This window comes from Paenibacillus sp. FSL R10-2796, from assembly GCF_037965315.1.
In the GTDB taxonomy this organism is placed as follows: Bacteria; Bacillota; Bacilli; order Paenibacillales; family Paenibacillaceae; genus Paenibacillus_AQ; species Paenibacillus_AQ odorifer.
On record NZ_CP150178.1, the window covers coordinates 6912940 to 6925371 of the forward strand.

The 12432-nt window shown below is 47.0% G+C and carries 10 protein-coding genes; all 10 read right to left on the bottom strand.

The genetic code is table 11. The annotated features are described in order from the left end of the window. Positions 1–24 precede the first annotated feature (24 nt). A complete protein-coding gene (locus NST58_RS30875) occupies positions 25–1824 on the bottom strand; it encodes a DEAD/DEAH box helicase (RefSeq protein ID WP_339245320.1) in 1800 nt (599 codons plus the stop codon). A gap of 390 nt (positions 1825–2214) precedes the next feature. After that, a complete protein-coding gene (locus NST58_RS30880; RefSeq protein ID WP_076182022.1) occupies positions 2215–3882 on the bottom strand; it encodes an AarF/UbiB family protein in 1668 nt (555 codons plus the stop codon). After that, on the bottom strand, positions 3883–4230 hold the full coding sequence (locus NST58_RS30885; protein WP_036681962.1) for a phasin family protein: 348 nt from the start codon (positions 4228–4230) through the stop codon (positions 3883–3885). Between the two features lie 98 nt (positions 4231–4328). Further along, positions 4329–4967, bottom strand: a complete 639-nt coding sequence (locus tag NST58_RS30890; RefSeq protein ID WP_339245325.1) for a ThuA domain-containing protein — start codon at positions 4965–4967, stop codon at positions 4329–4331. Positions 4968–5172: 205 nt separating this feature from the next. Next, positions 5173–5985, bottom strand: coding sequence for a uroporphyrinogen-III synthase (locus NST58_RS30895; protein WP_339245328.1), 813 nt, complete (start codon positions 5983–5985; stop codon positions 5173–5175). 103 nt (positions 5986–6088) lie between these two features. Beyond that, on the bottom strand, positions 6089–8092 hold the full coding sequence (locus tag NST58_RS30900) for a methyl-accepting chemotaxis protein (RefSeq protein ID WP_339245330.1): 2004 nt from the start codon (positions 8090–8092) through the stop codon (positions 6089–6091). Positions 8093–8321: 229 nt separating this feature from the next. After that, positions 8322–8717, bottom strand: a complete 396-nt coding sequence (locus NST58_RS30905) for a transcriptional repressor (RefSeq protein WP_076123979.1) — start codon at positions 8715–8717, stop codon at positions 8322–8324. A 91-nt stretch (positions 8718–8808) separates the two neighbouring features. Next, positions 8809–9906, bottom strand: a complete 1098-nt coding sequence (locus NST58_RS30910) for a Ger(x)C family spore germination protein (protein ID WP_076123981.1) — start codon at positions 9904–9906, stop codon at positions 8809–8811. After that, positions 9903–11003 carry a GerAB/ArcD/ProY family transporter gene (locus NST58_RS30915; protein WP_076123983.1) on the bottom strand — a complete coding sequence of 367 codons (1101 nt, stop codon included), beginning with the start codon at positions 11001–11003 and terminating at the stop codon, positions 9903–9905. Before NST58_RS30915 ends, NST58_RS30910 begins: the two co-directional genes overlap by 4 nt. Continuing rightward, a complete protein-coding gene (locus NST58_RS30920; protein ID WP_339245333.1) occupies positions 11003–12361 on the bottom strand; it encodes a spore germination protein in 1359 nt (452 codons plus the stop codon). The genes NST58_RS30915 and NST58_RS30920 overlap by 1 nt, the downstream gene beginning before the upstream one ends. Positions 12362–12432: the final 71 nt, after the last annotated feature.

Below are 12432 nucleotides of genomic sequence, written 5' to 3' on the forward strand. Positions count from 1 at the left end.
TTCATCTATAAAACTCTACTAACTTTATCTGGAAGTGCCGCGACCGCCGCTTTTAAAGCCACCGGATCCATTGCTACGGCCACCGCGTGAAGATCCGCCGCCGCTGTTGCGGCCGCCTTTGCCAGCAGCGCCACCCTTGGCACCGGCGTATCCACCTTTGCTGCCTTTACCACCTTTGCCGCCTCTAGACGGGCCTGCACCGTAGCCGCTGCCTAAGCCGCCACGTGGAGTGCCTCCAGTGTAGGCACCGCCGTCCGCACCTCTAGCTACGTTCTCACTGTAGCCAGTGCTTGGTCCACCCTTCCGGTTCGCACCGCGCGAACCGGCGCTAGGCGTTGCCGCGTTACCGCTGGCAGACGCTTCGCCTCGGGAGGCGAAGGCGCCATAGCCGCCGCCTACTCGCACTACGCCGGCAGCCTTGCCGCCGCCCTTAGGAGCAGCAGCGTCATAGCCGCTGCCGCCACGCTTGCCCGCCGCCGCATCGGAACGACCGCGGCGACCTTCTGCAGGCGCGCCCCAGCCGCCTGCTTCTTTACCGCGGCCACGGCCACCTTGCCGCGCTCCGCCTTCGCCGCGCGGAGCTCCGCCGCGGCCAGAGCCGCCGGTCTTCGGCCCGCGGCCCGTGCGCGCTGCTTCAGCGCCGCCGCTTTGGCGACCGCCGTGGCGTCCGCCGCCTTGCACAGGGATGAATTCGCCAACGCCGAATTCATCCTTCTCGTAACGGCGGCGATCCAGCCGCTGCGAGATGCCATGCTCGATCAAATCCAGACCCTCTTGATCACGTGGAGATACGAAAGTTATTGCAAGCCCTTTGCCTCCAGCACGGCCAGTCCGGCCGATCCGGTGAATATAGCTATCCACATCAAGCGGCATATCATAGTTAAAGATGTGAGTAATACCTTCAACATCCAGACCCCGAGCTGCTACGTCTGTCGCTACAAGCAGCTGCAGCTTCGCATCACGGAATCTTTTCATCACGCCTTCACGTTTACCTTGGGACAAATCACCGTGCAGCTCGTCACATTCATAACCGGCTGCTTGCAGCGCTTCGTTCAAATTGAATACCCGTCGTTTCGTCCGGCAGAAAATAATAGCCAAGTAAGGACGATCCCGTTCAATGAGGGATTTGAGCGCTTCTTCTTTATTACGGTCCGAGCATTCCACTACTTGCTGTTTGATATTATCCAGCGGAATCGGCGAACCACTCTTAATGATGATATCCAGTGGCTCTTTCATGTAATTAGCAGCGAGACGTTTAATCGGATCAGGCATTGTCGCGGAGAACAACATAGTCTGACGACGATAAGGCACAGCCGTAATGATGGTCTCAACATCCTCCAAGAAGCCCATGTGCAGCATTTGATCGGCTTCATCCAGAACGAGCATTTTTACGCCGCTAAGATCCAGCGTCTCCCGGCGCATATGATCCAAAAGTCTGCCCGGTGTACCGATGATAAGATGTCTGCCGCCTTCCAACTTGCGCAGTTGCTTCTCTACATCTTGACCACCGTAAACCGCCAATATTTTGATATCCGTATGACGCGCCAGCTTGCGTGCCTCTTCTGTAATCTGCAAAGCCAGCTCACGTGTTGGAGCCATAATCAGCGCCTGAGGGTAAGCCCGCTCCGTATGGATCTTGTCCATAATTGGCAGCAAAAAGGCCAAAGTCTTCCCTGTACCTGTCTTCGCTCTAGCTATTACGTCCAAGCCCTGCACCAATGGCGGAATTGCTTCCTGTTGCACTGGCGTAGGCTTAACAATGCCTTGACTTTGAAGCAATGTACACAGTAATTCTGAAACTCCTAAATCTTTAAATCCCGGCAAATTCTCCACCTCACTATTTTCTCGGTTTAATTTGATTACATCTCTTTCTTAACTTCCGTCTTCAAAAGCCCTGTATGAGGCAGCCTGCATAGGCTGTCCTGTTCTGGGGCATATGCTTCAGATTCAGCTATATTCAAACAAAAGCGGAAGAACACCGTCACCGGCATCCTTCCGTCCCATGTATCCCTTGACCCGTTAAAAGAGTGCGGTCAAAGTTCGGTTTCTGGGCAGCAGCGATCCACCGGACGTTAAGACGGCACTCCATTTGCGTTCCATTCCACTTTATACAATAGAAGTAAAGTTAAGCTTAGAAAGTTATCTTTTATATTGTACTTGATAGAAAGGCATTTGTGTGAAACTGCTGAAGAATAATTATTCAAATCCCTTAAGCTAGAACCTTCCCGATTTAAAAATCGCATAGATCAGCCACAAGAACATCAGAAGTGCCACTACGCTGCCAACCTCCACTGTAGGGAAATTCCATAACACTGAGGGCTGTCCACGCATCGCAGTACCAATAATGAGCCCTGTCATGATGATGCTAAACGCGAGCATCACAATACTGAAAGCTAAACGGTTACCTACCCGGTCCAGCTTACGCTCCAGATTCTGCATCTCAGGTGCCACAATCTCCACCTTTATCTTCCCCTTACTGATCAGCGCGGATAACTGCTTTGCCTGCCCAGGAAGCTCCAGCAGACTCTCTGTTAAGTCGGCTACGCCTCCCAGGAACTTACGCTGCAATCGACTGCCGCTAAAGCGCTGCTTCACAAGTTCCCGCCCAAAGGGTTCCGCCATCTCCAAAATACTGATGGTTGGATCTAAGTTGCTGATGACTCCCTCCAGCGTGAGCATTGTCTTCCCTAACATCGTCAAATCCGGCGGCAGCACTAGACGGTGTTTTCGCGCTATGCCGAACAGATCATTCAGGGCTTTGCCTATACTCATTTTGCTAAATGGAACATCATAATATTCATCCCGCAGCCGATCCATATCATCATGCAGCGCACTTCGATCAGCATCCTCAGGAATGACTCCAAGACGCAAAATTGCCCGGACCATTGCATCCGTATTTTTGCGCATCAGAGCGATAATAAGTGCAGACAGCTGCTCCTTCATCTCCTCATTCAGCCGACCCATCATGCCAAAATCAATCAAAGCCAGCTTTCCATCACCCATCCGTATCACATTGCCCGGATGAGGATCAGCATGGAAAAAACCATGAATGAAGATTTGTCTAAGCATCATCTCCACAAGTTGCTGAGCAATGGCTTTAAGCTTAACGCCTTTACTCAGCAACTCATCGCGACGACTCAGTGTTGTCCCTACCACATATTCCATCGTCAGCACTCGTGTTGACGTATAGTCCCAATAGATATCCGGGATGTACACTCCCTCATAATCCATCTGTTGATCGATTTTCTCTGCATTACGCCCCTCTTGGCTGTAATCCAGCTCGCCAAGCAGCGATTTCGAGAACTCCTCTACCATACGGCACAGCTGATATTGCCTCGCCCAAGCGAGCCGCTTTTCAGCAAGCATGCTTAAATCTTTGAGAATTTCCAAATCCCTGCTCATCGTTCGCAGAATACCAGGACGTTGAACTTTAACAGCTACGACTTGTCCACTGTGAAGCACAGCCCTATGCACCTGACCGATGGATGCCGCAGCAAGTGGCGTATCCTCAAAAGAATTAAAGATTTCATCCATATGCTGGTCCAGTTCCTGCTCAATGATCGCGCGCACGCGGTCGACAGGAAAAGGAGGCACATTATCCTGTAGTTTTACCAATTCCTGAATAATAGAATCAGGCAGCAGATCTGAACGGGTACTGGCGAGTTGTCCCAGCTTAATAAAGGTTGGACCCAAATCCTCCAGCACCAGCCGAATCCGCTCCCCGAGCGTAAGGCTTGTGTGTGCTTCCTGCGTTACAAGACGACGTGGAAGGGATAGTAAGTGATAGAGCCCCAGCTCTTCCACCATATAGCCAAAACCATGGCGCATAAGCGCCATGGCGATTGCCCGGTAACGTCCGGCATGTCTAATGCGTACTGCCATTTAGTCCGAACGCGTTTCCGCCGATGTTCCCTCTAGATGGGAAATTCCCTCTAGCTCGGCCAACCGGCGCTCCAATACTGCAATTCGCCCTTCCAGCTCGGCAATATCGTTTTGTACAGGCACATTCATTTCCTTCAGCACGCGTTGTACTTGCTCTTGTACAGCAGATTTGAACATGCCTCGTTCTTCCTCACCACGTTCAATCAACCGATCGACGAGAGCCCTAGATTCCGAAGGAGCAAGCTCCCCGCGTTTCACTAGTTCTTCAACAACCTTCTCTACTTTTTCCTTACTGACAATGGTGAGGCCCACTCCTAAAGAGATCGCTTTTTTAAACAAATCACTCATGGCACTTTCCTCCCAAAGATTCCGTTTCATTACATAACGGAGTTTATGATTAAAGTATACCCCACTGTGTACGTATTTCAAAAAAAACACAACATTGCTTAGTTAGTGACCGGAATACGGGCAGCCCAAGTAGCCGCCTGTAGAATTAGTTTACGTAGTGCCGGATGACGGAAGGAAGGTTCATGATGACCAGGCATAAGGAATACTACTCGTCCTAAACCATAGCTATGGCACCATGCACCTGGAATCCATTGCCCCTCAGATTCATATTGAAGTAGAATAGTCCGTTCTGTGAACGGGTCAAATTCAAAATGATAGGGCTCCTCATCCAATTGGAAATCTTCCACACCTTCGGTAATGTCATGCTCTAGCACTTTGAAGTTCAGGGGTTCGTAAGCTGTGTGTCCGTTAAATCGACCCCCGATTAGCTGTGCAAGCTCGTTACGTTTCGTCAGCGAAGCTCCCGTATGAAGAACAATGAGTCCGCCTCCTCCACTTACATAGCTGAGCAAACCAGCCGTTTGTTGAGGGGAGACTGTTTCGTTCCACAATTCATTGTAAGCAATACATAGGTCATAACTTGCTAAATGCTCAATGCGCATTAATTTTTTATTTTCTGAACATTGCACGGTTAATAAATCATTTAAGATCTCACTAATTTGTTGGTCCACTCCTTGAAGTGGATGAAACCGGGGATGGGTGTAATCACCAAGTAATAGACATTTTCTCTTGTCCATGGGATCCTCCTCCTTATTCGTTGTTATTATTCGTCACATGTTGCCTATATTCTAAGGAAAACTGCCGCGAATGTCCATGCAGATGGCAGGTATATTGCTCTTTGGGCTTATTTTTCCGGGTAAAAAAGCATCCCCGGCCATGATAACAGGCGGGAATGCTTCTGGGCGATAACGTCATTCGTGTAAAGCTGACGCAACTTGTGACTTAGCGATTCGCCGCCACATATTTGCCTAGCTCTACAATCATGCTTCCCATCCGTTCATGCTCAGGCATAATGATACGCTGTACGCCCTCTTCTTTAAGCGCCTCAGAGGTAATCCGTCCTACAGAAACAGCAAGCACTTTATCCTCGAAAGACTTCAGCATTTCTTCCAGCTTTCCCTGTTCCCGGGCAAATTGACAGAGAAAACGAAACTGTGGTGCACTCGTAAAAGCCACGGCATCAATTTTGCCTGATATGATTTCTAGAAGCAATCTTTCCAGTTCGCCCGGCTCAGGTGGGGTATGGCGATACGGCAGCACTTGGCGGGTAGTAGCCCCAGCCTCCTGCAGCCATGCAAGCATATGAGGAGCTGGATCGCCGTGCAGCTGAAGAACGACTTCTTTCCCCTGCAAATTCAGGGATTGAAGCCCACGAATCAATCCGATTGTACTTCCGTCGTCGTCACGAACCTCCGGCGTAAGTCCTCTTTTTTTCAAAGCATTCACTGTCTTATAACCCCGTGCGGCAATAATAGAACCAGAAAGTACTTCTAAGAAACGTTCTTCGATCCCCTTTCGCTCAGCCATATCGAAGAGAGCATCAAGTCCCATCCCTGTAGTCAGGATCGCCAAGTAGGGAGGCTGATTGATCCATGCATTCAAACCTTCCTGCAAGGCCTCGTCATCAAGAAATACAGTCCCTTGAGCAGGCCGGCATACTGCCGTCCCCCCCATATTCTGAACCAGCTTGGCCATTTCTTCCGATTTGCGCGGACCCGCCAAGGCGACAGTGATCCCTTTTAATTGCTCTGCCATTTCCTATTATCTCTCCTCTCTCCATTGCCTAACCCAACATTATTGTTTATCAGTATACTTGCAAAGGAGTTCAAAAGGGAAGATAAAAAGCACGGTTCTCCTATCAGAAATCATTCTTATTACCAGAAGCGTTTATCTTAAAGCGGCTCGCCAGCTTCTGCAGTTCTTCTGCAAGACGGCTAAGGTCGGTAGACGAGGATGCCATCTCCTCTACAGAAGCAAGCTGCTCTTGTGCGGCAGTTGCGATAGTTTCCGTATTCACAGCCGCCTCTTCCGATATGCCGCGAATTTCCCCAATAGCCTTCTCCATATCATTAGATTCCACCAATAAAGTCTGCACAACCCCACCCATGGCTTCAATCTTCTCTGCGGCACTCTTTACTGCTCTTCGGATACGAGAGAAAGAACGTCCAGAAGTATCCACAGCCTCAATGCCTTCGGATACGCGCTGTCTGGTGTCTTCCATCGTATGAGTTACCAGCAGCATTTCACTATTAATAGCGGTAATCTGTTCGGCAATCAAATGTGCGGATCTCTCTGATTCCTCTGCCAGCTTACGCACCTCGGCAGCAACCACCGCAAATCCACGCCCTTGTTCCCCGGCTCTGGCTGCCTCAATGGAAGCATTGAGGGCCAGCAGGTTGGTCTGGCGGGCAATCCCGGTGATGACACCAACAATGCCCTCAATTTGACTGGTTCTTTCATTCAGCTTGTCAATTACACTGCCCAGCTCTCCGACCGTTTCATGGATACCATTGATTTTGTCCACCACGCTGATAACCGAATCATTACCTTCTGATGCTGAGAGTGAAGTCTTGTCCATCATTGTGGATACTTGCTCCATATATGTGGAAATCTGCTCGACCTCACTAGCTGTAGCGGCAGTGCTCTCCATTCCTTTTCGTACACTAACCACCTGTCGCTCCGTCCCTGCCGCTACGTCCTGAATCGCTATGGTCACCTGCTCAATCGTTTGGGCAGTCTGATCCGCACTAGCCGTCAGTTCTTCCGCTGAGGAGGATACATTGCTTGTCATCTCCTGCACGCCAATGATCATCTCGCGCAAGCTGATCACCATTAATTGAAAATTCTCTGCCAGCAGCCCTATTTCATCTTTACGGAAAACACCCATGTCTTCCGACAGATCACCTTTGGCTATCACCGCAGTTGCTTTCCGCAGCCGGAAAAGTGGTCTCAAAATCGATTGAATATTAAAATAGATCACAACCAGCGCAAGCAGAACGGAAACTACAATAACAAGCAGAGCTGTATCGCGAATTCCACTAGTTGCTGAGTTAACCTCATCAATGCTGATCGTACCTCCGATTCTCCAACCCGTCAGTTCATTGACCATAAAGGTCATCTTTTTGGACGTATCCTTGAAGACATAATCGAAGACCCCTTGTTCTTTCTCGAACATTTTCTTTACAAAATCATCAGACGATTCCTGCCCGATAGCTTCTGTAGGATGAACTAGAAACTTCTTGCTGTTATCAACGATAAGGATATAACCTTCCTTGCCTACCTTAATTGAGGTTAGCTCCCCTAAAGTAGACAGGTTAAGATTCATTGTGATCACCCCATCACCGCCCTTAAGAACCGTTGATATCGCAATCGCGGTTTCCTTATTTACGGTTTGAAAAGCCGGAGAAATCACTGCCCCTTTTCCTTGCTTCAGAGAATTAATATAGGCGCTTTCCTGCCTTGGATCATAACCCTCTGGCAGCTTAGCATCTAAAGCATGAATAGCCTTGCCATTGCTTGTACCCACATAAATGTTCAGTACATCCGGATGCAGCGCCACATATTCCTTCAGTCTGGCTTTTACAGCAGAGGAAGTCCCCCCAGATCCCTCACTGTTGATCCCCTCAGATGAAAACTCCGCGGCAAAATAAGAAATCGCATCTATTTTGGATTGAATATTAGAGTTAATGATTTCATTTACGGCCAACACACTTTCGGTAGCATTGTTCACCAGTTGATCTTCCACTTCCTGGCTGGCAGCTTGATAGGTTCGCCAGCCTATTATAATACTGGGCAGCAGCAGTATTATTAGGTATGTAAGAATTAACTTGGTACGGATAGTCATACCCGCATTTTTTTTCATAGACGTCATCATCTCTCTCTCATCTGAGTCTTAGGCAAGGATACATTTACCAGACTTAATATATAATTTAAAATCTGTTTTAGGAACCGATTTTCCTCCTATCTTTCTTTGTTTTTCTCATTTTTTTTGAGAATTGTCATATAAATGCAACAAAAAAGGCCGCCTCAATGAAAGCGGTCTCTCCGGATATACATATTATTACCGCAGCACAGGCTCCGGCACCTCTATCCTAATTATTCTTTTTGTTCTTACAGTTTGGGCAGACGCCCCCGAATACTACATGAGCATGACCAATGGTATAACCGGTATCCTTGGCCACTGTATTCATCCATTCACGCGGAACTTGATTCATAACCTCATCCACTGCTCCACAAACTTCACAAATGATATGCTGGTGATCATCCATACGTGCGTCATATCTGCTGGCAGCTTCACCAAGCTTAAGCTCACGAATCATTTGTTTATCTGAAAGATAACGCAGAGAGTTATATACCGTACCGTATGCTAAGCTATGTCCCTGCTCTACTAGCCGATTCATTACTTCCGCAGCAGTAGGATGGTCATGTGAATTAAGGACGATATCGTAAACGGCTTGACGTTGGGAGGTCAAATTTAGACTTTTCATTCCTATCATCCTCTAACTTATTTTTAGATCAAGTATAAATCTTGTGAATGGGAACGTCAATCCCATTTTTATCCACATGTTACTTTACAAGCTACCTAATCATTCCTGAATATTTAATGTTTACATCAGCCTTCACTTGGAAATCAAGTTTAGAATAGAGCTCCTTCCACACTTTCATTTCCGTATCGTTATTAAAATGCCTTGCTCCATAATGCAGCCCCCAACCCAAGGGATCTAAGCCACTGGCTTGTATTTTGGTCAGCAATGCTAAGATATCCGCTTCCAATTCCTTTTCCCCGGCTTCCTGGATCTTCTTCAACATGTGATGTGTCACCAGATCTGGGCTACTACTCTCTTCGAGAATACCTTTTATCTTAATATGATAACGAATAGTAGCTTTCCCTTGCTCTGGTGTTACGATTTTATAGTGCGAGGATGACCTCTCTGTGTAATATTGAAACATAATTCCCTCGGAATGGGCGGGTAAGTTAGTCCGCAGATTCGGGCGTGACAGCAGATTATATAGCCGGGTCTCATTTGGCGTAAGAACCATTTTGATTTTCTCATTATTCAGCAGAGCAATTTTATCAATTAAAAACTCCTTATCCCCTTTGGCCTCAATAATCGGCAGGATTGGATCAATCCCCTCCTCAAAGATATTTCTCATCAGCTGAAAGGAATACACACTAGAAATAAATGGAGACTCTGTGCCTTGTCCACTCATAGCCAGAATAAGAGAATTCGATGGGATCCGCTCCGATTCGGGTCTTACCTTCAGCACTTGAAGTGCTTCCGGACGCCCTATTGCAAAATTGACAATAAGCTGGATATCTCTACGTCGCACAGCCCAATCCATAACATGGAGAATATCTTCACGGGCAACCCCTTCCCCCAAAACAATTGATTTACAATGGGAGTAATCAAGTTCCTTTTCCACTCTGGATTTCATTCTACGAAGGGCTTCCGAAATGCTTGGAGACTCCTCAGTCAAGATTTGCATCTTCTCATCAATCTTAGTAACATCCCCCTGAGGGATGGCAAGTTTCAAGCTAATTTTAAAATTCCCTGCTTCTGTACCTTGGTCAACGCCGATCGCTAACACGAAAATCCGCAAATCAATCTCCTTGAAGTCACAACCGGGAAGAAGAAGGAGCAAGGTAATTCCAATTCCAGCAAGTACTCTTCTCATAGCTTCCCCCTCCTAGCTTTGCGATAACAATAAAACAACAGAGCGATGATGAACATCTCACCAAACCAGCGAATTTGCAGAAACCAGGCACCAAACATATTAAGTTGATACTGATCCTGCCCCATTAAGGACAGAACCATCGCGCTAAACAAGCCTAGGATCCCCCACTCTTTCCAGCGCTCTGCTTTTGGGGACTGTTTTTTTGCAGATGAAAGAGCACCTTTAAAAAGCTCTAAACCTCCATGCCAATGAACGATTACACTCACCAGAGATAAACTTAAATAGGCAAAATAAAAAATAAACAGCATCCGTTCAATAATAAAGGATTCCATCCGAATACTGTCGGCCGTCGAGAACCATGTATACACATGTCTATCAATAGCAACGGTTCCGAAATAGCCGATGGGAACTAAAAAAGTCAAGAGTAATACGAAAAGACCCTCCACCCCTAAAATCCAGACATGCTTCAGCTTCAGCCCATGAAATACCCGATTAAATATGGCCAGGTTTAAGTAACCGCTAAACGAAAAGGTAGCCGCCGCAAGGCTCATTAGGTCCGGCTTATGCCAGAAGTATGTAGTGACCTGCAGAACAGAATCCCAATTAAAGTCCGGATTGGTCAATGCTTTTACGAGGCCATAAATAATTAAAGGTAAGGATACGCTGAGAATGATTTCAAGCCCGTACAAGAGTGATAGAGAATCGAAGCGACAGCAGATGCAGACCAAGACTAAAAAACTGATCACAACCGTATAAGGACTCGAATCCGGACTGATAAACCGCAGCGTAATATCTACAAAAGAAAGCAATGTAACTCCCCCGGCCACACACCATAAGCCAGCAAAAAGGACCAGTAAGATTCTGGATAACTTCTTAGGAAGCAAAGAGTCAAATATTTCCGGGAACCCCTTGCCGGGGAATTTAGCAATCAGTACAGTAAATATATAGACAAACAAAGTGCCCAAAATCGTTCCGATTAGTATGGACATCAAAGCGCCACCAAAACGTCTGTCTATTAGTTCCCTTGGAACAAAATTAATGATGTTGATCAGGCTGTTCATCAGAAAAAGACAGTAGAAATAACGGCTTTTGGCCATCAATGCTCTCCACCCTTCTTCTTGCCGAGATTATCGAGAAAAAACAATCTGAAATAAGGTTGTCCGAAGGTACGCTGTTTGCATAAATACATTGCGAATCCCACGACACAGACTACTACCCCAACCAATCCTAAAAAAGCTGCGGCAATTAGAAAAATATACTTCAGCACTCGTATGGACAAGCTCATCATATTCAGCGGAATTAGAAAATTAGATATCGCAACAGCAGAAACCAATATGATCATGATATTTCCTACAAGTCCTGCTGCCGTCGCTGCCTGCCCCAAGATAAGCCCCCCTACCGTCGTGGCCGTTGGACCAATTGCCTTGGGGAGCCGTAAGCTCGCCTCAGTCAGAAACTCCATCATCATGAGCATTAAAAGCACTTCCACAAAAGATGGATAAGGCACAGTCGCACGACTGCCCGCAATAAGCAAGGCAATCTGCACACGAATAATCTCTGGGTTATACGAGGTGAGTGTTACATAGAGCGCAGGCAGCCACAACGTCATGCACACACCGATAATCCGAAGCAGCTTTAGGAATCGCCCCACGATAGGAAATTGTATTTTATCATCCATGGATGTAAAGAAATCATTAAAAATAGAAGGCAGCACTATCGCATAACCGGTTGTATCCAGCACTATCGCTACTTTTCCTTCAGACAAATTAAACACCACTCTATCCGGTCTTTCGGTGATGATGGACTTAGGGAGTATTCTTAATTTGTCACTGCTTATAAACTTCTCAAGCTCTCCTGTAGCCTGCAAAATATCAACCTTTAGCGTTCCCATCTTCTCCCTTAATTCTTTTAAAACGTTATGGTCAACACGACTGTCATCGTATAAAATAGCTATCTTTGTTTTAGAGACATCGCCGATGACCATGGTCTCCATTTTGAGATTAGTGGATTGATAACGCCGCCGAATCATGTTCAAATTAATCGCTATATCCTCTGTCAGTGCATCTGACGGCCCCTGTGAAATACTTTCGGCAGACGTTTCACTAACACCGCTGCTCTCCGTACTGATAGCATCGAAGAAATATATCACATCTTTTATACCCAGAAGCACATAACCACTGAGCAAAAGGTCGATCGCCTTCTCTCTCGTAGTCGCCTCTTCAGTGCCCGGATAAGTCATAATGTAATCCTGATAAGCGCTAATACTCTCCATTTCATAAAACGGCGCAATCACGTGGCGGCTGAGTGTCTGCGCATCTGTAACACTTTTGATATAGAGCAGGTTGATTTGCCCAAAAGGGGCAACGCTTGTTTTATCGATTAAATCCGCGAACCCGTTCAGCTGATCTTTGATCCATTCCAGAGAAATATTGTCCTTATCCTGTTGAACTGACATGGAACATCATCCCTCCTATTTATCCTTTACGTCCCAGTTTCCACCTTATTTTGGCACTGTTTCTCTGAATT